Source organism: Mycobacterium sp. 050272 (assembly GCF_039023525.1).
Lineage (GTDB): Bacteria > Actinomycetota > Actinomycetes > Mycobacteriales > Mycobacteriaceae > Mycobacterium.
The window spans coordinates 126,984-150,329 of record NZ_JBCHKV010000016.1; the positions used below are offsets into that span (position 1 = coordinate 126,984).

General features: G+C 67.5%; 22 protein-coding genes. 13 read left to right on the top strand and 9 right to left on the bottom strand.

Annotation, left to right across the window (positions count from 1 at the left end):
• Nucleotides 1–35: 35 nt before the first annotated feature.
• Nucleotides 36–773 carry a lysophospholipid acyltransferase family protein gene (locus AAHS21_RS24985; protein ID WP_342930215.1) on the top strand — a complete coding sequence of 246 codons (738 nt, stop codon included), beginning with the start codon at nucleotides 36–38 and terminating at the stop codon, nucleotides 771–773.
• Here AAHS21_RS24985 and AAHS21_RS24990 read toward each other — a convergent pair.
• On the bottom strand, nucleotides 770–2,083 hold the full coding sequence (locus AAHS21_RS24990; protein WP_342930216.1) for a glycosyltransferase 87 family protein: 1,314 nt from the start codon (nucleotides 2,081–2,083) through the stop codon (nucleotides 770–772). The two genes, AAHS21_RS24985 and AAHS21_RS24990, sit on opposite strands and share 4 nt — an antisense overlap.
• A 114-nt stretch (nucleotides 2,084–2,197) precedes the next feature.
• Here AAHS21_RS24990 and AAHS21_RS24995 point away from each other — a divergent pair, with 114 nt between their 5' ends.
• The 3 genes from AAHS21_RS24995 (at nucleotide 2,198) to AAHS21_RS25005 (ending at nucleotide 5,041) form a co-directional block, all read left to right on the top strand.
• A complete protein-coding gene (locus AAHS21_RS24995) occupies nucleotides 2,198–3,064 on the top strand; it encodes a hypothetical protein (protein WP_342930259.1) in 867 nt (288 codons plus the stop codon).
• A 10-nt stretch (nucleotides 3,065–3,074) separates the two neighbouring features.
• On the top strand, nucleotides 3,075–3,578 hold the full coding sequence (locus AAHS21_RS25000; RefSeq protein ID WP_342930217.1) for a polyadenylate-specific 3'-exoribonuclease AS: 504 nt from the start codon (nucleotides 3,075–3,077) through the stop codon (nucleotides 3,576–3,578).
• A gap of 74 nt (nucleotides 3,579–3,652) precedes the next feature.
• Nucleotides 3,653–5,041 (top strand): 3-deoxy-7-phosphoheptulonate synthase class II, encoded by a 1,389-nt coding sequence (locus AAHS21_RS25005; RefSeq protein WP_342930218.1) that lies wholly within the window; start codon nucleotides 3,653–3,655, stop codon nucleotides 5,039–5,041.
• Here AAHS21_RS25005 and AAHS21_RS25010 read toward each other — a convergent pair.
• A complete protein-coding gene (locus tag AAHS21_RS25010) occupies nucleotides 5,038–6,483 on the bottom strand; it encodes an FAD-dependent monooxygenase (RefSeq protein ID WP_342930219.1) in 1,446 nt (481 codons plus the stop codon). The two genes, AAHS21_RS25005 and AAHS21_RS25010, sit on opposite strands and share 4 nt — an antisense overlap.
• A 219-nt stretch (nucleotides 6,484–6,702) precedes the next feature.
• Between AAHS21_RS25010 and AAHS21_RS25015 the strand changes: the two genes are divergently transcribed.
• A complete protein-coding gene (locus AAHS21_RS25015) occupies nucleotides 6,703–7,920 on the top strand; it encodes a PPE family protein (protein ID WP_342930220.1) in 1,218 nt (405 codons plus the stop codon).
• A 268-nt stretch (nucleotides 7,921–8,188) separates the two neighbouring features.
• Here AAHS21_RS25015 and AAHS21_RS25020 read toward each other — a convergent pair whose 3' ends face one another.
• Nucleotides 8,189–8,311 carry a hypothetical protein gene (locus AAHS21_RS25020; RefSeq protein WP_279304506.1) on the bottom strand — a complete coding sequence of 41 codons (123 nt, stop codon included), beginning with the start codon at nucleotides 8,309–8,311 and terminating at the stop codon, nucleotides 8,189–8,191.
• A 281-nt stretch (nucleotides 8,312–8,592) separates the two neighbouring features.
• Between AAHS21_RS25020 and AAHS21_RS25025 the strand changes: the two genes are divergently transcribed.
• Complete coding sequence (locus AAHS21_RS25025) at nucleotides 8,593–9,678, top strand: methyltransferase (protein WP_342930221.1); 1,086 nt, start codon at nucleotides 8,593–8,595, stop codon at nucleotides 9,676–9,678.
• Here AAHS21_RS25025 and AAHS21_RS25030 read toward each other — a convergent pair.
• The gene (locus AAHS21_RS25030; RefSeq protein ID WP_342930222.1) at nucleotides 9,656–10,345 is read right to left on the bottom strand and encodes a TetR family transcriptional regulator; all 690 of its coding nucleotides are present in this window, start codon (nucleotides 10,343–10,345) and stop codon (nucleotides 9,656–9,658) included. The two genes, AAHS21_RS25025 and AAHS21_RS25030, sit on opposite strands and share 23 nt — an antisense overlap.
• A gap of 85 nt (nucleotides 10,346–10,430) precedes the next feature.
• The gene (locus AAHS21_RS25035) at nucleotides 10,431–11,663 is read right to left on the bottom strand and encodes a protein kinase (protein WP_342930223.1); all 1,233 of its coding nucleotides are present in this window, start codon (nucleotides 11,661–11,663) and stop codon (nucleotides 10,431–10,433) included.
• Nucleotides 11,664–11,753: 90 nt separating this feature from the next.
• On the opposite strand from AAHS21_RS25035, the gene AAHS21_RS25040 reads away from it, so the two are divergent.
• Nucleotides 11,754–12,158 carry an Rv2175c family DNA-binding protein gene (locus AAHS21_RS25040; protein ID WP_096288606.1) on the top strand — a complete coding sequence of 135 codons (405 nt, stop codon included), beginning with the start codon at nucleotides 11,754–11,756 and terminating at the stop codon, nucleotides 12,156–12,158.
• A gap of 8 nt (nucleotides 12,159–12,166) precedes the next feature.
• On the opposite strand, the gene AAHS21_RS25045 is transcribed toward AAHS21_RS25040, so the two are convergent.
• Together AAHS21_RS25045 and idsA2 are read right to left on the bottom strand one after the other, a co-directional pair.
• Nucleotides 12,167–13,699, bottom strand: coding sequence for an alpha-(1->6)-mannopyranosyltransferase A (locus AAHS21_RS25045; RefSeq protein WP_342930224.1), 1,533 nt, complete (start codon nucleotides 13,697–13,699; stop codon nucleotides 12,167–12,169).
• A gap of 4 nt (nucleotides 13,700–13,703) precedes the next feature.
• Nucleotides 13,704–14,753, bottom strand: coding sequence for a bifunctional (2E,6E)-farnesyl/geranyl diphosphate synthase (idsA2, locus tag AAHS21_RS25050; RefSeq protein ID WP_342930225.1), 1,050 nt, complete (start codon nucleotides 14,751–14,753; stop codon nucleotides 13,704–13,706).
• 210 nt (nucleotides 14,754–14,963) lie between these two features.
• On the opposite strand from idsA2, the gene AAHS21_RS25055 reads away from it, so the two are divergent.
• Nucleotides 14,964–15,860: a mycobacterial-type methylenetetrahydrofolate reductase gene (locus AAHS21_RS25055; RefSeq protein WP_342930226.1), complete on the top strand. Its 897-nt coding sequence runs from the start codon at nucleotides 14,964–14,966 to the stop codon at nucleotides 15,858–15,860.
• Here the strand turns inward: AAHS21_RS25055 and AAHS21_RS25060 are convergent.
• A complete protein-coding gene (locus AAHS21_RS25060) occupies nucleotides 15,857–16,504 on the bottom strand; it encodes a DUF3153 domain-containing protein (protein ID WP_090609195.1) in 648 nt (215 codons plus the stop codon). The two genes, AAHS21_RS25055 and AAHS21_RS25060, sit on opposite strands and share 4 nt — an antisense overlap.
• A 131-nt stretch (nucleotides 16,505–16,635) precedes the next feature.
• Nucleotides 16,636–17,238 (bottom strand): N-acetyltransferase, encoded by a 603-nt coding sequence (locus tag AAHS21_RS25065; RefSeq protein ID WP_342930227.1) that lies wholly within the window; start codon nucleotides 17,236–17,238, stop codon nucleotides 16,636–16,638.
• 329 nt (nucleotides 17,239–17,567) lie between these two features.
• Between AAHS21_RS25065 and AAHS21_RS25070 the strand changes: the two genes are divergently transcribed.
• The 5 genes from AAHS21_RS25070 (at nucleotide 17,568) to AAHS21_RS25090 (ending at nucleotide 23,276) form a co-directional block, all read left to right on the top strand.
• Nucleotides 17,568–17,969 (top strand): DUF3040 domain-containing protein, encoded by a 402-nt coding sequence (locus AAHS21_RS25070; RefSeq protein ID WP_342930228.1) that lies wholly within the window; start codon nucleotides 17,568–17,570, stop codon nucleotides 17,967–17,969.
• Nucleotides 17,970–18,351: 382 nt separating this feature from the next.
• The gene (gene mraZ, locus AAHS21_RS25075) at nucleotides 18,352–18,783 is read left to right on the top strand and encodes a division/cell wall cluster transcriptional repressor MraZ (RefSeq protein WP_067233643.1); all 432 of its coding nucleotides are present in this window, start codon (nucleotides 18,352–18,354) and stop codon (nucleotides 18,781–18,783) included.
• Nucleotides 18,758–19,963 (top strand): 16S rRNA (cytosine(1402)-N(4))-methyltransferase RsmH, encoded by a 1,206-nt coding sequence (rsmH, locus tag AAHS21_RS25080; RefSeq protein WP_342930229.1) that lies wholly within the window; start codon nucleotides 18,758–18,760, stop codon nucleotides 19,961–19,963. Before mraZ ends, rsmH begins: the two co-directional genes overlap by 26 nt.
• Nucleotides 19,960–21,240 carry a hypothetical protein gene (locus AAHS21_RS25085; protein WP_342930230.1) on the top strand — a complete coding sequence of 427 codons (1,281 nt, stop codon included), beginning with the start codon at nucleotides 19,960–19,962 and terminating at the stop codon, nucleotides 21,238–21,240. The genes rsmH and AAHS21_RS25085 overlap by 4 nt, the downstream gene beginning before the upstream one ends.
• A complete protein-coding gene (locus AAHS21_RS25090; protein WP_342930231.1) occupies nucleotides 21,237–23,276 on the top strand; it encodes a penicillin-binding protein 2 in 2,040 nt (679 codons plus the stop codon). The genes AAHS21_RS25085 and AAHS21_RS25090 overlap by 4 nt, the downstream gene beginning before the upstream one ends.
• Nucleotides 23,277–23,346 lie beyond the last annotated feature (70 nt).

Here is a 23,346-nt window from a genome sequence, read left to right on the forward strand (position 1 = left end):
AGAACACCGGCGGGTTTCGGGCGAGAGGGAGGGCCATGGCGTACTGGCTATTCAAGTACATCCTCCTAGGCCCGCTGTTGCAATTGCTTGGCCGGCCGAAAGTCGAAGGCCTGCAATATGTTCCGAGCACGGGCCCGGCGATCCTGGCCAGTAACCACCTCGCGGTGATGGACAGCTTCTTTTTGCCGCTGGTGGTGCGGCGGCGCATCACCTTCCTGGCGAAGTCCGAATATTTCACCGGCACCGGAATCAAGGGCTGGTTCAGCCGCTGGTTTTTCACCGCCGTCGGCCAGGTGCCGATCGACCGCACCAACGCCGACGCTGCACAGGCCGCACTGCACACCGCCCAGCGCCTGCTGGGCGAGGGCAAGTTGATGGGCATGTACCCCGAGGGCACCCGGTCGCCCGACGGCCGGCTGTACAAGGGCAAGACCGGGCTGGCCAGGCTGGCGCTGGAGACCGGGGTGCCGGTGATTCCGGTCGCGATGATCGGCACCGACGTCGTCAACCCGCCGGGCACCACGATGCTGCGCTTCGGCAAGGTGACGGTCCGGTTCGGCAAGCCGATGGACTTCTCCCGATTCGAGGGTCTGGCCGGTAACCGGTTCATCGAGCGGGCCGTCGCCGACGAGGTCATCTACGAGCTGATGGGTCTGTCCGGTCAGGAGTACGTCGACGTCTACGCCGCGACGGTCAAGAACCGCAGCAACGGCTCCAACGGTCAGGGGCCGGACGACGAGGCCGCGCGGATCCCCGAGACCGCGGTCGGCTAGGTCGCGACGTTCGCGTCGCGCAGCAGCTCATGGCCGGTGCCGGCAGCACTGCGCCCCTGCGAATCCCGCGCCGCGACCCGGGCGGTGACCGTGAGCCCCACCGTCACCAGCACGGCCAGCGCCCACCACACGTAGCCCATCCCGAGCAGCTGACGCCACCAGTTGGCGGTCTCCTCATGGTGCTTGGGCATCAGCTCGATCGGTGTCCAGTCGATGTACAACAGCGCCACTCCGGCCAGCGTCACGACAGCCAGCGCGATGTTGCGGCGCCGCCAGCCCAGGACCGCGGTCACCAGCAGCGTCGGCAGCACCCATACCCAGTGGTGTGACCACGACACCGGCGACACCATCAGTCCGAACAGGGCCACGCAGATGACCGCGAGCGTCGTCTCGCCGGCCTGTAACACCCGCCGCATCGCCCAGGTGGTCAAGGCCAGCACGGCCAGGCACAGGCCCACCCAGAGCAGGAAACGCAGGTGCTCGGAAAGCCCGATGCGGGCCAGCGCACCCGCGATGTTCTGGTCGGTGTTCAGCGCTGCGGAGCCGATCCGGTCGGTGTGGTGCACGGTGTGCGTCCAGTACTCCCAGGAGTCGTCCCAGGCCAGGATGAACCCGACGAGCGTCCAGATCGCGAACGACGTCATGGCCGTCAGTGCGGCGCGGAAGTCGCGGCGCACCAGGAAATACAGCAGGAACACCGCGGGGGTGAGTTTGAGCGCCATGCCCAGCCCCAGCAGCAGCCCGCGCGGCCAGGGCGTGCGGCGCGGCACGCAGTCGGCGATGACCAGCGTCATCAGCACGACGTTGATCTGGCCGAACGCGAAGTTCGAGGCGATGGGCTCCAGCCAGATCGAGGCCGGCGCCACCACCACGACGGCCAGCCACCAGCGGCGCAGCCAGGCCGGCCCGGGCACCAGCGTCGAGGTGTTCCACACGTCGAGGCGGGTCAGCACGATGACCGTCGACACGATCAGCAGCACCAGGGTCAACACCGTGATCGCGACGCTGGCCGCCGGCATGTGCAACCAGGCGAACGGGCAGAACACGATCGCGGCCAGCGGCGGGTAGGTGAACGGCAAATTCAGCCCGATCGGTGTGTGGAACAACACATCGCCGCGGTACAGCGGACGTCCGTCCAGCCAGGTCTGGCCGCCCATCTGATAGATGTCGATGTCGATGCGGTACGGCGTGTGCGCGAACAAGCCCCAGGCCGCGTAGCCCAGGGCCGCCGCGGCCAGCAGCCACAACAAGCCCCACAACAACGCCCGCCCCGGTCGGCTGCCCACAATGGGCGCCTGCGAATTACTCATGTTGTACATCAGCGTAATCGGTGTCGATGGTCGCGATGTCGCGCAGCGCGGCTCCCGCGTCGCTGCGAGATGCGGGCGTAGGTTGCAAAGGTGTTCCACTGGTTCGCGCCCAGAGTGGCTCACTGGTTCTCGCACGACATCGTCCACGGCGGCCGGCTGCCCCTGCTCTGCTGCCTGGTCGCCTTCATCTTGACCTTCTTCGTCACCCGGTCTTTCGTGCGCTTCATCCGGCACCGCGTCGCTGCCGGGCGCCCGGCCAGATGGTGGCAACCGCGCAACGTCCACGTCGGGGGAGTGCACATCCACCACGTGACGTTCGGGGTGGTGCTGGTGATGATTTCCGGAGTGTCGCTGGTGGCGCTGTCGGTCAACGGGCAGGAGCCCGAAAACACGTTGTCCGCAATATTGTTCGGTATCGGTGCGGCATTGGTGCTCGACGAGTACGCGCTGATCCTGCACCTGTCCGACGTCTACTGGGAAGAGGACGGCCGCAGCTCGGTGGACGCGGTGTTCGCCGCCGTGGCGGTGGCCGGGTTGCTGATCATGGGGCTGCACCCGTTGACGTTCTTCTTTCCGTTCTGGCACGGCACCGACTCGTTCGTCTGGCATGCCGCGGTCCTCGCCTCGATGGTGATGACGTTGCCGCTGGCGGTGGTGGTGGTGCTCAAGGGAAAGGTGTGGACCGGGCTGCTCGGCATGTTCATCGTGGTGTTGCTGGTCATCGGGGCGATCCGGCTGTCGCGTCCGCACGCGCCGTGGGCGCGCTGGCGATACACCACGGCGCCGGACAAGATGCGGCGCGCGCTGCAGCGGGAACGCAAATGGCGCCGGCCCGTCGTGCGGGCCAAGCTGTGGCTGCAGTGCGCGATCGCCGGCACGCCGCGGCTGCCCGACGAACGCCTGGTCGACGCTCAGCTCGACCACGACGTCCACGCCGCACCGCCGCCCGAGGGAACCGAGCCCATCCTGATCGGCAGCTAGCCTTTCTCACGTGCGGTACTTCTACGACACCGAATTCATCGAGGACGGCCGCACCATCGAGCTGGTCTCGATCGGAGTAGTCGCCGAAGACGGCCGCGAGTACTACGCCGTGTCCACCGAATTCAATCCCGAACGCGCCGGGGCCTGGGTGCGTGCCAACGTGTTGCCCAAGCTGCCACCGCCCGCCTCGCAGCTGTGGCGCTCGCGCAATCAGATTCGCCACGACCTGGAAGCTTTCTTCGGCATTGCCGGCGGCCAGGCCGCCGAACCGATCGAGCTGTGGGCCTGGGTGGCGGCCTACGACCATGTCGCGCTGTGCCAGCTGTGGGGCCCGATGCCGGGACTGCCCAAAGCCATCCCGCGCTTCACCCGGGAGCTGCGCCAACTGTGGGAGGACCGGGGATCGCCGCGGCTACCCCCGCGACACCGCGACGTCCACGATGCGCTGGTGGACGCCCGCGATCAGATGCGCCGGTTTCGGCTGATAGTGTCCGGCGACGATGTGGGCGCGTAAAGCGTTCTGCTAAGCAGCCCCAGCCCGACTGACGAATGGCCTTGGCCCTGGCTGGCCACAGATATCATGGACCGATGAACTGGACCGTCGACGTACCGATCGACCAGCTGCCGGCGCTGCCGCCGCTGCCCGCTGACCTGCGGACGCGGCTGGACGCTGCCCTGGCTAAGCCTGCCGCGCAGCAACCGTCGTGGCCCGACGAGCAGGCCGCCGCGATGCGCACGGTTCTGGAAAGCGTTCCGCCCGTAACGGTGCCGTCCGAAGTCGCGCGGCTGCAAGACCAACTCGCCCAGGTCGCCAAGGGTGAAGCCTTCCTCCTGCAGGGCGGCGACTGCGCCGAGACGTTCGTCGACAACACCGAGCCGCACATCCGCGGCAACGTGCGCACCCTGCTGCAGATGGCGGTGGTGCTGACCTACGGCGCCAGTCTGCCGGTGGTCAAGGTGGCTCGCATCGCGGGTCAGTACGCCAAGCCCCGGTCGGCCGATATCGACGCGCTGGGACTGAAGTCCTACCGCGGCGACATGATCAACGGCTTCGCCCCGGACGGCGCTGCGCGCGAGCATGACCCGTCGCGGCTGATCCGTGCCTACGCCAACGCCAGCGCCGCGATGAACCTGATGCGGGCGCTGACGTCGTCGGGGCTGGCTTCGCTGCACGGGGTCCACGACTGGAACCGGGAGTTCGTCCGCACCTCGCCGGCGGGCGCCCGGTACGAGGCGTTGGCGGCCGAAATCGACCGCGCGTTGAGCTTCATGAGCGCGTGCGGCGTGGCCGACCGCAATCTGCAAACCGCCGAGATCTACGCCAGCCACGAGGCGCTGGTGCTCGACTACGAGCGCGCGATGCTGCGGCTGTCGGAAAGTGAAGACGGCGACCCGCAGCTCTACGACTTGTCGGCGCACACGGTGTGGATCGGGGAGCGGACCCGCCAGCTCGACGGCGCGCATATCGCGTTCGCGGAGGTGATCGCGAACCCGATCGGCGTCAAGCTGGGCCCGACGATGACGCCCGAGCTGGCGATGGAGTACGTCGAGCGCCTCGACCCGCACAACAAGCCGGGCCGGCTCACGCTGGTCAGCCGGATGGGCAACAACAAGGTCCGCGACCTGTTGCCGCCGATCATCGAGAAGGTGCAGGCCACCGGTCACCAGGTGATCTGGCAGTGCGACCCGATGCACGGCAACACCCATGAATCGTCCACCGGATACAAGACCCGTCACTTCGACCGCATCGTCGACGAGGTGCAGGGCTTCTTCGAGGTGCACCGCGCGCTGGGCACCCATCCCGGCGGCATCCACGTCGAGATCACCGGCGAGGACGTCACCGAGTGTTTGGGTGGGGCACAAGACATTTCGGACCACGACCTGGGCGGCCGTTACGAAACGGCATGCGACCCGCGGCTGAACACTCAGCAGTCGCTGGAGCTGGCGTTCCTGGTCGCCGAGATGCTGCGCGACTAGCTTCGCGCGGCGGCTCGCTCCCGTTGCGGCACAACCGAAGCCGTGGCCGCACGATTTTTTCTCCGGGAAAATCGCGCCCGCACGTTGCCCCACATGATGCGGGGCAGCAGGGCGGGATCCCGCAGCCGTGACGGCGGGTCGACGAAGTTCGAAACGCGAAAGAAGCGTTCGGTCAGCACGACGTCATGGGCAGCGGCGTTCAGTGCCGCGTTGGATAGCCAGCCCCGCAGCCGTGTTCTGGCGGATTTTCGGTCGCGAGTCGGGGAAGGGACTCGCGACCGGGCCTGATTGGCGACCCAGGTCGCTCCGATGTAGCGCGCCGTGGCGCGAAAATAGCGTTGCGCAAGGGCCGTATTGCCGCCGGAGCTCAGGCACTCGCGCAGGGTCAGCGCTTCCAGCGCGGCAATCGTCATGCCCTGACCGTGGGTCGGGTCGAGGCTGCAGAGCGCGTCGCCGATCACCAGCAGACCCGAAGGGAAGCTGGGCATCTGGTCGTAGCGCCGCCAGAGGGCGGCGGTGTGGCGATAGGTGACGGCCTCCCCGATGGGGTGCGCCTGGCGCAGACCCTCGACGATGGCCGGGGGCAGCGAGGGCGTGGCCAACTCGAGCAGCTCTGCGAAATCGGTTGGCAGCTCTGCGGAGTCGGTGTGCTGGCCGATCGCCAGCATCCAGGTGTCGTGCTCGCACGCCAGCAACAGGCCACCGGGCTTGCCGTCACCCGGAATGAACAGCACCAGCCGCTGGGCGATGGATCCCTCAGGGACACTTATGTGTTGGCTCGAGTAGCCAAGCCTGGACACTTCCCGGTCCTCGGTGGGACGTGGGAAACCCAGCCGTTCTAGAAACGCCGGGGTGCGCGCGGCCCGGCCCATCGCGTCCACTACCAGATCGGCGTCCAGCGTCGTGACAAAACCGTTGTAGCGTCTGATGATTCGCACCCCATTGACGATGTCTGAGGTGTTGACCAGTTCGGCGACGTCGTGTCCGTCGAGAAACGTGACGTTGGGTAAGGCCTTGACGCGTCGGCGCAGATGAAACTCCACGAACGGCCGGCTCGCCAGGTAGAGGGCCAGCGCGTCCGGATCGGCGAATCTGCCGGATCGCTTGAACTCATAGCGCCCGAAGCGCACATAGAAATTCGACAGGTCGCCGTCGTCGACGACTACCGCCCCGGCTCGGGCGAGGTCCTCTAATAGTCCGGGAAACAATTCGTCCAGCACCTGCAGGCCACGGCTGTGGAAGTTATGCACATGGCGGCCCTGGGGGATGCCCCTGCGGTGGCAGGGGTAGTCCGGCAACCTGTCCCTTTCGATCACGCTGACCGAGTCGTAGAACTCCGAAAGTACGCGCGCCGCAAGTAAACCCGCCATTCCGGCGCCCAGTACGACCGCGTGTTCGCCGAGCCGGTGCGGCGAGTGAATGCTGAGCATTGTCGAACCCATGCAGCGATACGCTACACGAAAATTAAGAAAAATAAGAGATTCCTGAGGTTACTTTAAGATTCGTGTCGCGACCGTGACGTCGCGTCGGCCGGCCCTTGCTGTCACCCAGCGTTTACGTCGTTTTGCTGGCGCCCGGCCACGAGCGCAGTTATTCTATGGCCGTTGAAAAAAATTCAATGACTATTGAAATAACCGTGCGCGCTCGGGAGGCCTGACCACATGGACTTCGCGTTGCTACCTCCGGAGGTCAATTCCGGGCTCATGTACGCCGGCCCCGGGTCGGGGCCGTTGCTGGCTGCCGCGGCGGGTTGGGACGCGTTGGCCGCGCAGCTGGAGTCGACCGCCAGTGGCTATGCGGCCGAGCTGGCCGGATTGACCGGCCAGGCGTGGTCGGGCCCCTCGTCGCTGCTGATGAGCGCCGCGGCCACGCCGTATGTGGAGTGGTTGTCCACTGCCGCGGCACAGGCCGCGCAGACCGCGGCGCAGGCCTGCGCGGCGGCGGCGGCTTACGAGGCGGCGTTTGCGATGACGGTGCCGCCGCCGGTGATCGCGGCCAACCGGGCGCAGTTGATGGCGTTGATCGCCACCAATTTTTTCGGGCAGAACACCCCGGCGATCGCGGCCACCGAAGCCCAATACATGCAGATGTGGGTTCAGGACGCCACCGCTATGTACGGGTATGCGGCCGACTCCGAAATCGCCAGCACCCTGACCTCGTTCGACGACCCGCCCCAGACCACCAACCCGGCAGGCCAGGGCGCCCAGGCCCAGACAGTGGGGCAGGCGACCGGCAACGCCACACAGCAGCTGGCCACCAGCAATGCCACGATGCACACACTGAGCTCCACCACGGCCGACACCACCGGGCCCGTCGCCCCGGGCCAGACAGTGACCGTGTCGCCGGGCGGCACGATCAACGTCGGCACTGACACGGGCGTGTTGATCAACAGTGGCGAGATCACAGTCACCGGCCCCGGCACCAACCTCATCACCTACGGCTCGGTAATTATGAACCCCGGCAGCACAATTCACACGATCATCGACTGCTCCGCGGACGGCGTTCTGGTCCCCGCGGGCGTTGACTTCAGTGCCGGAGCCGACCCAGTCGTCCTGACTCCCGGGTCTTTTCAGGAGGTTCTGGTCACCCTGATCAACGGCTCCGCCACCCTCCCCGGTGTCGGCGTGGAGCAGACCGCCATCCAGACCTTCGCGAACACCGCCACCGCAATCGCCGGCCCCGCGGGTGCGTCCATCACCAACGCGTTCGGCACGGTCACCATCGCCTCCGTCAGCCCCGTCGTCCCCAGCTCGTCGGGCGCAGTGGGGGCCGCCCCGTTGGGCGGGCTCGCCGCGCCGGGCCTGGCGGGCACCGCGGCCATTCAGCCGCAGCTCAATGTGGATGGGCTGCTGGAATGGGCGCAAGCGGTTGCCGGTTGAGGTAGGTCGGTCAAGATCATTTGCTCAAACTCACCGATGCCGCACGCTCAAGATCGCGGGCCAACGGATACCTCGGTCGACTGTCGACGGTCACACCGGACGCGAAGTGCTCCGCGAGCAAGACGCGTTCACCTACCGGGTGACACCCGGTAGGTGAACGCTCGATCGATTGAGGTGTACACCCCGCCCGGGGTAGGGGCGGGCAGCCGTCAAGGGAGTGTTATTCCTGTATTGCGAAGTGCCGCTTAGGTATTCGGTGCGGAGCAGATTACCCGGCTGCAACCCCGAGTGGCGGTTCAACACTGGCCGCGGTGGGAACGCATCCGGTCGCGGCGACGGCGGTGAACGCGAGCACCGCCGCGACGACGATCTTTGTGGCTAGACCTGACATGACGACTCCGTTCATCTGACTTCCTGGAAGGACGGTAGCTCAAACGCCCCTTTTTTTCAATAGCCATTGAAATAAGAAAAGTTTGCGGGCATAGTGCTACGCGGACGGGTCCGTCTGGGCGTTGCGGTGAACAAGTACCTTTGGGCGCGTTGGCGCTCGGTCCGCGGTGCAGACGCCTGCCGAGCGCCGGCATCGCGGCACTGTCGCCGCTGTCCGAGCCCACCAGAGAACTCGGCCACGGGATTGGTCATCGTGGCGGAAGTGAAAGGGAAGGTAGTCACGTGACGTCTAAGGTTCCGCCGGCCCAGGTTGCCCGAGTCGTTGAGCGGGCCCGCCACCATCTGTCGCGGCTGCGCCAACGTTCCGCTCCGCATGCGGCGGTGATGATGGAATTGATTCTGAACGCGTGGGTCGCTCAGTCGATCGCGTCGGCGGCCGATCTTGGCGTGGCGGACGCCTTGGCCGGTGGCCCGCTGTCCGCCGAGGAACTGGCAAACCGCGTCGGCGCCGACCCCGACGCTGTGCGCAGACTCCTGCGGGCGCTGATCGGCATCGGCATTTTCCGTCAGCGCCGCGACGGGCGTTACGCACTCACTCCGCTGGCGGAAACACTGCGCACCGACGCGCCCGTGTCGATGGCGGGGATGGCGCGGTGGGTCGGGTCGCCGCAGCATCGGGAGCATTGGAGCCACCTGACCGATGCGATCCGGACCGGGCAGCCGGTGGTTCCCGAGCTTCGCGGAAAACCGATTTTCGAATACCTGGCCGACGAGGCGGAGCTGGCAGAGACCTTCAACTCGGCCATGACCAATCTGTCCGAGTTCGCGATCGTGCCCCTGACCGCGGCCTACAACTTCAGTGCCTTCGGCACGATCGTCGATGTCGGCGGCGGACACGGCCGGCTGTTGGCGGCGATTCTCCAAGCTGCTCCGAATTCGCGCGGCGTGCTGTTCGACCTTCCCGAGGTCGTGGCGGGCGCACCGGCGTTGTTCCGCAAGTACGGAGTCGACGACCGCGTCCGGATCGAGGAGGGGTCGTTCTTCGATTCGGTGCCGGAAGGCGCCGACGCGTACGTGCTCAAGAGCGTCATCCACGACTGGGCCGAGGAAGACGCGGTACGCATCCTGAAGAACGTCCGTGCCGCGGCCCGCACCGGCGCGCGACTGTTGCTCTGCGAGTTCGTCATTCCCGACCACCACCGCGACTTCCATGGCAAGTGGGTGGATATCGAGATGCTGGTCGTCGCCGGCGCGCGCGAACGCACCGCGGCCGAGTACGCCCGGCTATTCGATCAGGCCGGTTTCCGGCTGAACAGGGTTGTCGAGACCGTGTCGCCGCTCAGCATCATCGAGGCGATCGCGGAGTAGCCGGGGTGGCCGCGCGCGGCTTCCCCTTCTTTCGCGGCGCCTTGGCCGGCTGTTGCGATGGCAGGTCCAGCCCCAGCTCATCGGCGGGGGCGGTTAAGAACCGGTGCACCACCGGCCCCAACAACCGGACCACGTCGTCAACCCCGAGCGACGACAGCGGCGGCACGCGCATGATGTAGCGCAGCATCGCGGTGCCGACGAGGTTGGTCGCGGCCAGCATCGCGCGCAGCCGTGTCTCGTCGCCACCGCCCATGGCGCCGGACACCGCGGTCATCAGGTAGTCGTGCAGGAAACCGCGAAATGCTTCGTTGGCATCGCTGTTGGACGTCGCCGACTGCACGATCGAGGCCATGCTCGCGGCGCTATCGGGCTGTTCCCAGATACTCAGGTAGGCCCGTAGCACGCGGTAGCCCAAGTCGTCGTCTTTCTCGGCGAGCACGCTTGTCAGCAGATCGGACGGCAGCACCAACTTCATCGACTCGCGAAACAACTCCGCCTTCGAGCCGAACAGATAGAGGACCATCGACGGATCGACTCCCGCGTCGTCGGCAATCGCTCGCAGGGTCGTCCTGTCATAGCCGTTGATCGCGAACTGGCGCTTTGCCGCGCGTAAGACCGTGTCGCGCGACACCGGCTCACCTTGGCGCCGGCCGCGTCGCTTCGTCATTTCCCCAGGTGAGGACACGGGCGAACCATATCATTTCAACCGATATTGAAAAGGTATCCAGTAGCCGTGGGTCGCGCGTCTCCGGTCACAGCAGGCCGCTCAGGTTGCTGCCCAGCGTCCATCCGGCCGTCGCGGCCAGGCCCGTCAACGCCAGCACCAGCGCCACCCAGATCAGCACCATACGGCGGCTGTTTTGACGTGCCACCGCGAATTCGCTCAACGCGATGCCGGCGAATTCGCCTGTGACGGGCTGGTTTTCGTAATCGTCCTCGGGTTCGGCGTCGGCCTCGGCGCGGGGTTGCGGCTCCGACCAGTCGGCGGGTCCGCGCGTCAGCTGACGGGTGGGCTGCCGGATCGGAGCCGGCGCAGGCGGCGCCGGGGGCGGCTGTTCACTGCGCCGGCTGTGGTGCAGCGCCGCCGAGCGGTGCTGGGCGGAATTGCGCGGTGCCGGCACCCGGAAGTCGGGCAGGTCCAACTCCTCGGCGATCGCCTCCACGTCGGCGAGCATCTCGATCGCGTCGGCGTAGCGCTCGGCCGGGTCGCGCGCGGTCGCGCACGCCACGAAGTCGTCGAACTGCGTGGGCACGCCTTCGATCACGCTGCCGGGACGCGGGACGTCGTGGTCCAGTCGCTGGTAGGCGATCGACAGCGGGGAGTCGCCGGTGAACGGCACACCGCCGGTCAGCAGCTCGTAGGTGAGGATCCCGGCGGAGTAGACGTCGCTGCGCGGGCCGGCATTGCCGTCGCGCACCTGTTCGGGCGACAGGTAGGCCGCGGTGCCCAAGATGACGCTGGTCGAGGTGATGCCGGCCGCCGCGACTGCACGCACCAGCCCGAAATCGGCGATTTTGACGTCGCCCTCGTCGGAGATCAGCACGTTCTCGGGCTTGACGTCGCGATGCACCAGCCCGGCGCGGTGCGCGGCGGCCAGCCCGCCCAGCACCGGCCGCAGCACCGCCACCACCGCATGGGGTGGCATCGGGCCGCGTTCGGCCAGCAACTCGCGCAGGGTGCCGCCCTCGATCAGCTCCATCACCAGAAACGGGTGCCGCGCGTCCAGGCCCTGGTCATAGACGGCGACCAGTCCCGGGTTCTTCAGCCGGGCTACCGTGCGTGCCTCGAGCTGAAACCGGTGCAGGAACTGGCTGTCGCCGGCATACCGCGAATCCATCACCTTCAGTGCGACCGGACGGTCCAGCCGGACATCGATGCCGCGGTAGACCGTCGAGGTGCCGCCGCTGGCGATCTTGCCCTCGACCAGGTAGCGGCCCTCCAGCAACGCGCCGTCCAACGGGTCGCCCGTCGCGGGTCTGGTCACGGGGCCATCGTAGGTGCGGGCCGGCGGTTGGCGAGGAGAACATCCGCTCAAGGCACCTCCGCACCGGCTACCACCGCCTACACTTGCGCCGTGGGCAGCATTCCGGCCGGCGACGATGTTCTGGATCCCGACGAGCCAACCTACGACCTGCCCCGGGTCGCCGAGTTGCTCGGCGTGCCGGTGAGCAAGGTGCAGCAGCAGCTGCGAGAAGGTCACCTGCTTGCGGTGCGACGCGCCGGGGGCGTGGTGATACCGCAGGTCTTCTTCACAAATTCCGGCGAGGTGGTCAAAAGCCTGCCGGGGTTGCTGACGATCCTGCACGACGGCGGCTATCACGAGACCGAGATCGTCCGCTGGCTGTTCACCCCCGATGCGTCGCTGACGGTGACGCGCGACGGCAGCCGGGATGCGCTCAGCAACGCTCGTCCCGTCGACGCGTTGCACGCCCATCAGGCCCGCGAGGTGCTGCGCCGGGCCCAGGCCATGGCGTACTGAGCGGCCTACTACACGGCCAGCGGCTCTTCGGCCTGTTCAGCGGGCGCTTCCGGGGCGCGGTACAGCGCCCGCCAGGCAATCAGCGCGGCCGCCGTGGCCAGCCCGAAGTGCGTCCAGGAATACATGCCGTGCGACCCGTCGGGTTTGAAGATCACCATGGCCCAGGTCGAGAGCCCGCCGATGACCGCGATCCACCGTCGCGACTGCGCCAGCGGGGAAGCCACCGCCAGCGGCCAGGAGTAGTACCACGGCAGGGCGGCCGGCACGAACAGCACCACGATCAGCATCGACCACGCCATCCCGGTCAGCGCGCCCCGGTCGTCGCGACGGTAGCGCCACCACAGCAGCGGCAGGGACACCGCGATGATCACGATGCCGATGAAGCGGGTGACGCGCAGCGTGGCATAGAAGTTGACCGGGACGAAACCGTTGACGGCCCAATGGATCACATTCGCAGCGGCCGTCGGCACGGTCAGCCAGTTGATGATCTTCACCGAGCCGGCCAGCGCGGTCAGCCAGCCCAGGCCGACGCCGGCCACCGCGGACAAGATGGCGAACACCGCGACGAAGATCACCAGGCCCATCGCGGTGGCCGTCGCGAAGGCCCGCAGTGGGCGGTAGCCGCGTTGGTCGCGCAGGTGCCGCATCCACACCCAGACCAGAAACGGCAACGACAGTGCCGCGGTGGCTTTGACCGCCACCGCGATCGTGACCAGGGTGATGCCCAGGGCGTGGCGGCGGGCGAAGGTCAGCGCGACACCGGCGGTCATCAAACCCACCATCAGCATCTCGTTGTGCACCCCGCCCATCAGATGGATCAGCACCAGCGGGTTCAGCACACAAATCCACAACGCGGTCGCGCCGCTGGTGCCGATGTGGTGAGCCAGTCGGGGAGCGGCCCAGATCAGCAGCGCCAGGCCCGGCAGCATGCACAACCGCAGCAGCATGGTGCCGAGGATCACGTGATTCCCGGCCACCACCGTGACGAGCTTGGCTATCAGGATGAACACCGGACCATACGGAGCGGTGGTGATCGTCCAAATCGGGCTTACGTTGTCCAGCAACACATTCGGATTCGCCACCGGACCAACGGCATAAGGATCGAAACCGTCGCGCAGCAGCGCGCCCTGGGCCAGGTAGGAATAGGTGTCGCGGCTGAAGACCGGCACCGAGAGCAGTAGCGGCGCCAGCCAGAAACCGGTGGTGGCGCGCATCATGAATTCGGTGGTTTCGCCGGCTACCACGCGGCGGCCCAGTGCCAGCCACGCGATCAGCATCAGCGCCACACCCGTCCACAGCATGATCGACGACAGCACCAGCCCGTGGCCAAATCGCAGCCATGACATGTGGATTGACTCCAGTAGTGGGTCGTGTGGCTTGGTGCTTCCGGCCCCCAGCCCGCCGGCGGTGATCAGCAGCGAACCCAGGAAGCCCAGCTTGGCGGTGCGGGCCTGCGGTGCGGAGGCGAACTCCTTCAGCTCCGAAAATCGCTGCGCAACAGTTCTTTTCGCTGCGGGCGCTCCGGTGTCCGGTGTGGTCATCGGCTCAGGCGGACCGGTCGGTGGCCATCCTGGCCAGTTCGCAGAGCCCCGCCTTGGCCGCATCGCTGACGGGAGCGGCGGCGAGCTCGGCCAGCGCCCGCTGGGTCAGCGTGGCGATGCGCTGCTCGACCGCGGCCAGCGCACCCACCGACTCGATCACGTCGCGCAGCTCGGCCACTTGGGACTCGGTCAACGGTGCGCCGATGGAACTCCGTAACAGGCTGGCCGCCAAGGGGTTTGACTTATCCGCCAACTCCATTGCCTCGGCCAGCAGCACGGTGCGCTTGCCGGAGCGCAGATCGTCACCCGACGGCTTGCCGGTCACCTTCGGATCGCCGAATACGCCCAGCACGTCGTCGCGCAGCTGGAACGCCACGCCCAGGTCGGTGCCGAGCCGGTCGAAGATGGCCTGCACGTCGGGCCGGTCGGCGGCGACCGCGGCGCCGAGCTGCAGCGGTCGTGTCACGGTGTAGCACGCCGTCTTGAACGTGGCGACGTTCATCGGCAACGAGATCGACTCCGAGGCGCTGGCTTCGGCGACGATGTCGAGGTATTGCCCGCCGAGCACCTCGGTGCGGATATCGGCCCAGACCCGCCGGACCCGGCGCTGCGTATCCGCGGGCAGGTCGGCGCCGAACACGATGTCGTCGGCCCAGGCCAGGGCGAGGTCGCCGAGCAGGATGGCCGCCGAGATTCCGAACCGCTCCGCCGAGCCCCGCCACTGGCGGTCGCGGTGCGTCGCAGCGAAGTGGACGTGCACCGTCGGCCGGCCCCGGCGGGTGGCGGAGTCGTCGATGACGTCGTCATGAACCAGTGCGCAGGCCTGCAGCAGCTCCAGCGCGGAAAACAGCAGCAGCACGTGCGCGTCGGGTTCCGCGTCGGCCACCGCGCGCCATCCCCAATACGCGAAGGCGGGCCGTAGCCGCTTGCCCCCGTTGAGTACGAAGTCTTCGAGCGCGGAGATCAACGCGGCGTAGTCGGCGCCGATGTAGGCGGTCTCCGCACGCCGCGCGTGCAGGTACCGGCGAAGTTGTTCGCCGATCGCGCCGGTCAACTCGACGGTTGCCGCTGCTGCTGGGGTTTTCAGGCTCAGCGCGGCGCCCCTTTCTCCCTCGGCATGCTCCGGTGTTCTTTAGGCCCGACCAGTGTATTCGCCGTCATAGTGATGGCCGTCTCCCCATGACCGCCGGTCCCCGCCAGGCCGGGCGGTAACCCGGCGCCCCTATGCTGGCGAGGTGCTGTTCGTCCGAGGGAAAGGAGCCGCGTGACTCTCAACACCGTCGCGCTCGAGCTGGTGCCGCCGAACGTGGACGAGGGTCGGGAGCGGGCGCTGGACGAGGCGCGCAAGGTCCTGCAGTACTCCGCGGAATCCGGTCTGGCCGGCCGCATCCGTCATGTGATGATTCCCGGCATCATCGCCGAGGACGACGACCGTCCTATCGCGATGAAGCCAAAGTTCGACGTCCTGGACTTCTGGTCGGTGATCAAGCCCGAACTGCCGGGGATCAGCGGCCTCTGCACGCAGGTCACCGCGTTCTTGGACGAATCGACGCTGCGTGGGCGGCTGACTTCGCTCACCGAGTCCGGCATGGAAGGCGTCGTGTTCGTCGGCGTCCCGCGCACGATGAACGACGGCGAGGGCTCCGGCGTCGCGCCGACCGACGCGCTGTCGATCTATCGCGACCTGGTGCCCAACCGCGGCGTGATCCTGATCCCGACCCGCGAGGGTGAACACGGCCGGTTCAACTTCAAGTGCGACCGGGGCGCCACCTACGGCATGACCCAGTTGCTGTATTCCGATGCGATCGTGGGCTTTTTGACCGAGTTCGCCAAGACGACCGATCACCGGCCCGAGATCTTGCTGTCGTTCGGCTTCGTGCCGAAGATGGAGAACAAAACCGGGCTGATCAATTGGCTTATCCAGGATCCGGGCAATGCCGCGGTGGCCGCCGAGCAGGAGTTCGTCAAGCAGCTGGCGGGTCGCGAACCGCCGCAGAAGCGCCAGATGATGCTCGACCTGTACAAGCGGGTGATCGACGGCGTCGCCGAGCTTGGTTTTCCGCTGAGCGTTCACCTGGAGGCGACGTACGGGTTGTCCGGCCCGGCCTTTGCGACCTTCGCCGAGATGATCGATTACTGGTCGCCGGCCCAGCGCGTCTAACTCGGCGGCTGATTGCCCGGGGTGGTGAACCGCTCCGAGCGGTCCCGGCTCATCCAGGCCAGGAGCGCGACCACGCCCGCCGCCGCGAACGATGCGATGCCCAGCCATACCCCGGCGCCGGTGAAGGAACGGGTGTTCGGATCGGTGTAGCGCGCCTGGGCGGTCATCGTGCTGACTACGCCCGGCTTGAGCTTCCACGACACGGCGTCGGGATCGACGCGGTCGCCGTTGGTCGACGTCACGACGCCGGGAAAGGCGACGGTCAGCTCGACGTCGGCATCCGGGTCGGTCAGCGACGTCAGATCCGCGCGGCCTTCCAGGATCACCACGTTGCCGTTGCGGCGCAGGGAGACATTGACGCCGGCCGCGTCGGAGTTCATGTTCGCCAGCTGCGGCAACTCCCCGAACGTCAGGTCGGAGAACACCGCCTGCGACCCGACGTAGCCGTCGCTGTCGTAGTTCGACACCGCGACCTTCTGATTGAAGGGCAGGTTGTTGGTGTCCAGCTGCGGGCCGGTGTCCTTTGGCGTCTTCGGTTTGGCCGCCGCGATGATCTCCCCGGACACCAGGTCGTCGGGCGAGATCGTCAGCGAGGCTCTGGCCCGCAGGCATCCGGTCGCCAGGGGAACCAGGAGCATCAGCATCGCGATGGCCAGCACGCGAGTGGTTGCTCGACGTCGGCGTGGGGGAGAGCTGGCGCGCACCAGGTTATCGTGCCAGATCAGGTGTGACGCTTGCCCACGTCGTCGGCCTGCCGGTGCGCCGGGCGGTGCCGTCAGAGCGGCAGCGAGCGGCCCAGGATCGCGAATGCCCGTGGGTCACCGGCGAAGTGGTAGCGGCGGACGATGTCGTTGAAGCCGAGTCGCCGATACAACCGCCAGGCTCGATTGGCCTCCCCGTTGGTTTCCGGCGTCGAGAGCAGGACGTTGCGCTCACAGCGGCCGGCGAGCAGCCGGCGGGCCAGCGCCTCGCCGATGCCGCGGCCCTGGGCGCGCGGATGAATGTGCAGTTCGGTCAGTTCGAAATAGCTGTTCATCAGCTGCGCGATCTCGTGAGCCGGCAGACCGCCGCGCTGCATGCCCAAGACAACCTGCTGCTGCCACCATTGGCCCGGCGCCCCGGGATAGCCGTAGGCCACCCCGAGCAGCGGCGCATCGCTGAGTTCGGACGCCGACGGCACACCGGCGCCCTCGGCCGCGTCCGCCTCGACCGCGGCCGCGGCCTGCCAACCGCGCCGGCGGATGTGTTCGAGCCACATGCCCGCACGCTGATTCTCGGTACCGCGCGGGTAGCGCATCGCGTCGACGTAGACCCCGAGGGCCTCACTGAGACGGCGCTCCATATCGTTCGGCGGCAGATCGATGAGGAATATCGCCAACTCGCGCTGTCCTCCTCGTCGCAGTGAGCGGGCCTGGCGCACTGCGGTCGTCGTCGGCCCCGTGCCCGTATCGCCATTATCGGGTCCGGGACCGATCGGCGGACGGGCGGTGGTGGCAACCAGCCGGCCGCTGCGTCGGTTTCGGCAAGGGTGTTGTAACGCATCGGCGTTGCGGCCCGATGATTGTCGGGAAGCAACGGAGATAGAATCGCGGACGAACCAGTGGTACGGGTCAGATTGACCTCGTATCATTTGACTTAGTTGCCCATACAATGGGCATCCGCGTGCTATCGATAGTTACGTGTCAGTCTGTCGGCAAGGAGGGACGAATGCCACTCTCCGATCATGAGCAGCGGATGCTCGATCAGATCGAGAGCGCTCTCTACGCCGAGGATCCCAAGTTCGCTTCGAGCGTACGGGGTGGGGGGTTCCGCGCACCGACCGCGCGGCGCCGTCTGCAGGGTGCGGCGCTCTTCGTTATCGGTCTGGCGATGCTGGTTTCCGGCGTGGCGTTCAAGGCCACGATGATTGGCAGCTTCCCGATTCTCAGCGTCGTAGGCTTCATTGTGATGTTCGGTGGTGTGGTGTTCGCCATCACCGGCCCACGGATGTCCGGGCGCCCCAACCAGCCTGGGCCGGTGCAGGGCTCGCGCCAACGCCGCAACAAGGGTGGCGGGGGCTCGTTCACGAGCCGCATGGAGGATCGCTTCCGCCGCCGCTTCGACGACTAACCGGACGCCAGACCAGACGGGGTAGCCAACGGCTGCCCCGTTTTTTGGTGCCACCCGTTCTCGCTGTGTCGCGCCGCTGATTCCCGATTGAGTCCCAATCGAGTCTTCGGTATGTGGGCGGTGCCCCACTGCGCCCCACCTCTTGCCCCACCGGTCCCCACGCGCCGGTTTTAAGCCCGTGAAGTGGGGGTTTGCGGGCTCATGAGCGGGTCGCGAGACGAGCTCGGCGTCCTTCGGATGCGGCCAGACGTGCCGGTAGTGGCAGATCAGCAGCGAAACACCCCCGCGACACCCCTTTTATGGGGCAAAGTGGGGGACTGTGGGGTATGGTGGCTGAAGTGTTTGGGCGAGCCGAGAACCGGCCTCGACAGGAGGTGAGCTGGTGTTTCTCGGCACCTACACGCCCAAGCTCGACGACAAAGGGCGACTGACGTTGCCCGCCAAGTTCCGCGACGCGCTGGCAGGGGGGTTGATGGTCACCAAGAGCCAAGACCACAGCCTCGCCGTCTACCCGCGAGCGGAATTCGAGCAGCTGGCCCGCCGGGCGAGCAAGACGTCTCGAAGCAACCCGGAGGCCAGGGCGTTCCTGCGCAATCTGGCCGCCGGAACCGATGAGCAGCATCCCGACGCCCAGGGCCGCATCACCCTGTCGTCCGACCACCGGCGCTACGCGAACCTCTCCAAGGACTGCGTGGTGATCGGTGCGGTCGACTACCTGGAAATCTGGGATGCCCAGGCCTGGCAGGACTACCAGCAAACGCACGAAGAGAACTTCTCCGCGGCCAGCGATGAAGCACTCGGCGACATCATCTGAGGCGCATGCCCGTGCATCGTGGCCTCTGCCCGAACCGACCCTGGCGTACTTCCCCAACGCCTGGTTCGTAACTTCGGACAGGGACCTCGGTGCAGGGGCGCGTCTTTCTAAGGCCGTCCCTCGTTCTGACGAGTTTCTCCAGACCCGGGGAGGTGTTGCGGTGGCTGACAAGGACTTCGGGCATGTACCCGTGCTGCTGGAGCGCTGCGTCGAACTGCTCACCCCAGCCTTGACCCGCCAACACCCCGACGGGTCGGGCGCGGTGCTCGTCGACGCCACCCTCGGCGCGGGCGGCCACGCGCAACGATTCCTGACCGACCTTCCGGGTCTGAAGCTGATCGGCCTCGACCGCGATCCCAGCGCGCTGGAGATCGCCGGCGCGCGGCTGGCGCCATTCGCCGACCGAATCACCCTGGTGCACACGCGGTATGACGGCATCGACGAGGCGCTGGCCGAATGCGGTTATGCCGCACACGAATCGGTCGACGGGGTGTTGTTCGATCTGGGCGTCTCCTCGATGCAACTCGACCGCGCCGAGCGGGGATTCGCCTATGCCCAGGACGCGCCTCTGGACATGCGGATGGATCCGTCGTCGCCGCTGACCGCGGCCGAGATCGTCAACACCTATGACGAGGCCGAGCTGGCGACCATCCTGCACCGCTACGGCGAGGAGCGGTTCGCGCGCCGGATCGCCACCCACATCGTCCGCTGGCGGGCCCGCACCCCGTTCACCACGACCGCCGAGCTGGTCGAGTTGCTGTATCAGGCCATTCCGGCCGCGGCCCGGCGCACCGGCGGGCATCCGGCCAAGCGCACCTTCCAGGCGCTGCGGATCGCGGTCAACGATGAGCTGGACACGCTGCGCCGGGCCATTCCGGCCGCGCTGGACGCGCTCAGTGTCGCCGGGCGCATCGTGGTGCTGGCCTACCAGTCGCTGGAAGACCGGATCGTCAAGCGCGAGTTCGCCGATGCGGTGGCCTCCCGGACGCCGTTGGATCTTCCGTTCGAGCTGCCCGGCGGCGGCCCGCGATTCCAATCGCTGACCCGCGGTGCCGAGCGCGCCGACGCCGACGAAATCGAACGTAACCCTCGCAGCACCGCCGTGCGACTACGGGCCCTGCAACGGCTGGAATCCGAGGGACAACCACAGCAGCGGGTGACTACGAAGGGCGACTCATGAAAGCGAAAGCCAAGCGCGAGGCGCCGAAACGCCGGGGCGGCAGCGACCGTCGCGGTGGGCGTGACGTCGCGGCCCGCAAGACCCGGCGCAACGCGGCGGACTCGACGGCGCGGCGCACCCGGCCGGCGCGGGGTGCGGCGACCGGCCGCGAGGCGCGAGCGTCGAATTCCGGCCCGCAGACCAGTCCGAATGCGCGGCCGGTCGAGCGCAAGGCCCGCCCCAAGAGCAGCGGTCAGGCCAAGGCCCGCGCCAAGGCACGCAAGGCCAAGGCGCCCAAGGTTATTCGGCCCCGGCTGACCGAACGAATTGCGATCCGGCTGGCCTCGATCGACCTGCGGCCGCAGACGTGGGTGGCCAAGGTTCCGTTCGTCGTGCTGATCATCGGCGCGCTCGGCGCCGGGCTGGCGCTGACGCTGTGGCTGTCCACCGACTCCGCCGAACGCTCCTACCAATTGAGTGCCGCGCGGGAGAAGACCCGGATGCTGCAGCAGCAGAAGGAGGCACTGGAACGCGACGTGCGCGAGGCGGAGGCCGCGCCGGCGCTGGCCGAGGCCGCGCGCAAGCAGGGCATGATCCCGACGCGTGACACCGCGCACCTGGTCCAGGACCCGTCCGGTAGCTGGGTGGTGGTCGGTACGCCCAAGCCCGCCGACGGCGTTCCGCCGCCGCCGCTGAACGCCAAGCTGCCCGACGAAGGCCCGCAGCCGCCGCCCAAACCGGCGGCGATCCCGCCGGAAGTTCCGGTCCGCGTGCAACCGGATCCGGGTGCTGCCCTGGTGCCGGGCCGGCCGGGTGGGCCCGAAGCGTTGCTGCGCGCTCCGGACGGTTCGACGACGGTGGGCGGCCAGCACCTGCCGCCGGCCGCGCCGCCGGTACCCGGCGCGCCGGGGGTGCCCGGTGGCCCGGTCGGCGGCCAATTCCCGGGTATGCTGCCGACGCCGGGGTTGCCGGCGCAAGGACTGCCGACCCAAGGACTTCCCACGCAATTACTTCCGACGCAAGGACTTCCGGCACAGCCGTTGCCGTCCCAAGGGATGCCCACGCCGGGCCTGCCGATGCCGGGGCTGCCCGCGCCGGTCGCTCCGGTGCCTGCGGAAGTGCCGATTCCCGTTGGTGGACTGCCCCTTTCGGTACCTCCCGCGCCGTTGCCGGCGGAAGTACCGGTCCCCGTGCAACGGGCGCCGCAGGCCGCGGTCCCGGTCGCGCCCGGACTGCCGGGGCCGATCGCACCGAATAGCGTCGCGCCGCCCGCCGTGTTGCCAGGGCTCGCCCGGTGAGTCGCGGCGAGGACGGCCGCACCCGCCGGTCGCGACCGACGCGCGGTCCGGGTAAACCACAGGGCGCCAGGGATGTCCGGCAAGCCGGCCGCGCCCGGAAGCCGGAAAAGGCGCAACAGGACCGAGACACGAAGGAAACAACGGGATTTCGCAAGGTCAAGAAATCCGGCGAGGCGCCGCTGGGCCATTCGGCCAATCAGCGGCGCACCCGGCAGGTCGTCGGGGCAAGCGTCCGGGGCTCGTCGTTCGTCTTCCGTCATCGCGCCGGCAATGTGGTCATCTTGGCGCTGACGCTGGTGGCGGCCGCCCAGTTGTTCGTTCTGCAGGTCACCAACGCACCGAAGCTGCGCGCCCAGGCCGCGGGCCAGCTCAAGGTCACCGATGTCTCAAAGGCCATCCGCGGCAGCATCGTTGACCGCAACAACCAGCAGCTGGCGTTCACCATCGAGTCGCGTGCCCTGACGTTTCAGCCGAAGAAGATCCGCCAGCAATTGGAAGAGGCCAAGAAGAAGAACCCGGCCGCTCCCGATCCGCAGGCGCGGCTGCGCGACATCGCCAAAGAGGTTTCCAGCCGGCTGAACAACAAGCCGGACTATGCGACGGTGCTCAAGAAGCTGCAAACCGACGACAATTTCGCCTACTTGGCGCGTGCCGTCGACCCGGCGGTCGCCAGCGCGATCTCGGACAAGTACCCCGAGGTCGGCTCCGAACGGCAGGATCTGCGCCAATATCCGGGCGGATCGCTGGCGGCCAACATCGTCGGCGGCATCGATTGGGACGGCCACGGCCTGCTCGGACTCGAAGACAGCATGGACTCCGTGTTGTCGGGAACCGACGGTTCGGTCACCTACGACCGCGGTTCGGACGGCGTGGTCATTCCTGGCAGCTACCGCAACCGGCACAAGGCGGTCAACGGTTCGACCGTCCAGCTGACCATCGACGACGACATCCAGTTCTACGTGCAGCAGCAGGTTCAGCAAGCCAAGAACATGTCTGGGGCGCACAATGTTTCGGCCGTCGTGCTGGACGCCAAGACCGGTGACGTGCTGGCCATGGCCAACGACAACACCTTCGACCCGTCGCAGGACATCGGGCGTCAGGGCGATCGGCAACTGGGCAACCTCGCGGTCTCCTCGCCGTTCGAGCCGGGCTCGGTGAACAAGATCGTCACCGCGTCCTCGGTCATCGAATACGGCCTGTCCAACCCCGACGAGGTGCTGCAGGTCCCGGGCTCGATCAACATGGGCGGCGTCAACGTGCACGACGCGTGGGAGCACGGCGTGATGCCCTACACCACCACCGGCGTGTTCGGGAAGTCGTCCAACGTCGGAACGCTGATGCTCGCCCAGCGCGTTGGCCCGGAACGGTTTTACGACATGGTCCGCAAGTTCGGGCTGGGGCAGCGGACCAACGTCGGGTTGCCCGGTGAGAGCGCCGGCCTGGTGCCACCGATCGACCAGTGGTCGGGCAGCACGTTCTCCAACTTGCCTATCGGTCAAGGTCTTTCGATGACCCTGCTGCAGATGACCGACATGTACCAGACGATCGCCAACGATGGCGTGCGGATACCGCCGCGAATCATCAAGGCCACCATCGCCGCTGACGGCACCCGCACCGAAGAAGCGCGCCCGGAAGGTGTTCGGGTGGTCTCGCCGCAGACCGCGCAGACCGTGCGGGGAATGCTGCGCGCCGTCGTGCAGCACGACCCGATGGGCTACCAGCAGGGCACCGGACCCGCGGCCGCGGTGCCCGGCTACCAGATGGCCGGCAAGACCGGTACCGCCCAGCAGATCAACCCGGGCTGCGGCTGCTACTTCGACAACGTGTACTGGATCACGTTCGCCGGGATGGCCACCGTCGACAATCCGCGCTACGTGATCGGCATCATGATGGACAACCCGGACCGCAACGCCGACGGCACGCCCGGTCACTCCGCGGCCCCGCTGTTCCACAACATCGCCGGCTGGCTGATGCAGCGTGAGAACGTGCCGCTGTCACCGGACCCCGGGCCGCCGCTGACCCTGCAGGCCACCTAAGCGCCGCGCCGCGTGCGCGTCCAGGGCGCCCGTCACGCGCCTGTGCAACGCGGGTGTGCCCGCGGCCCCG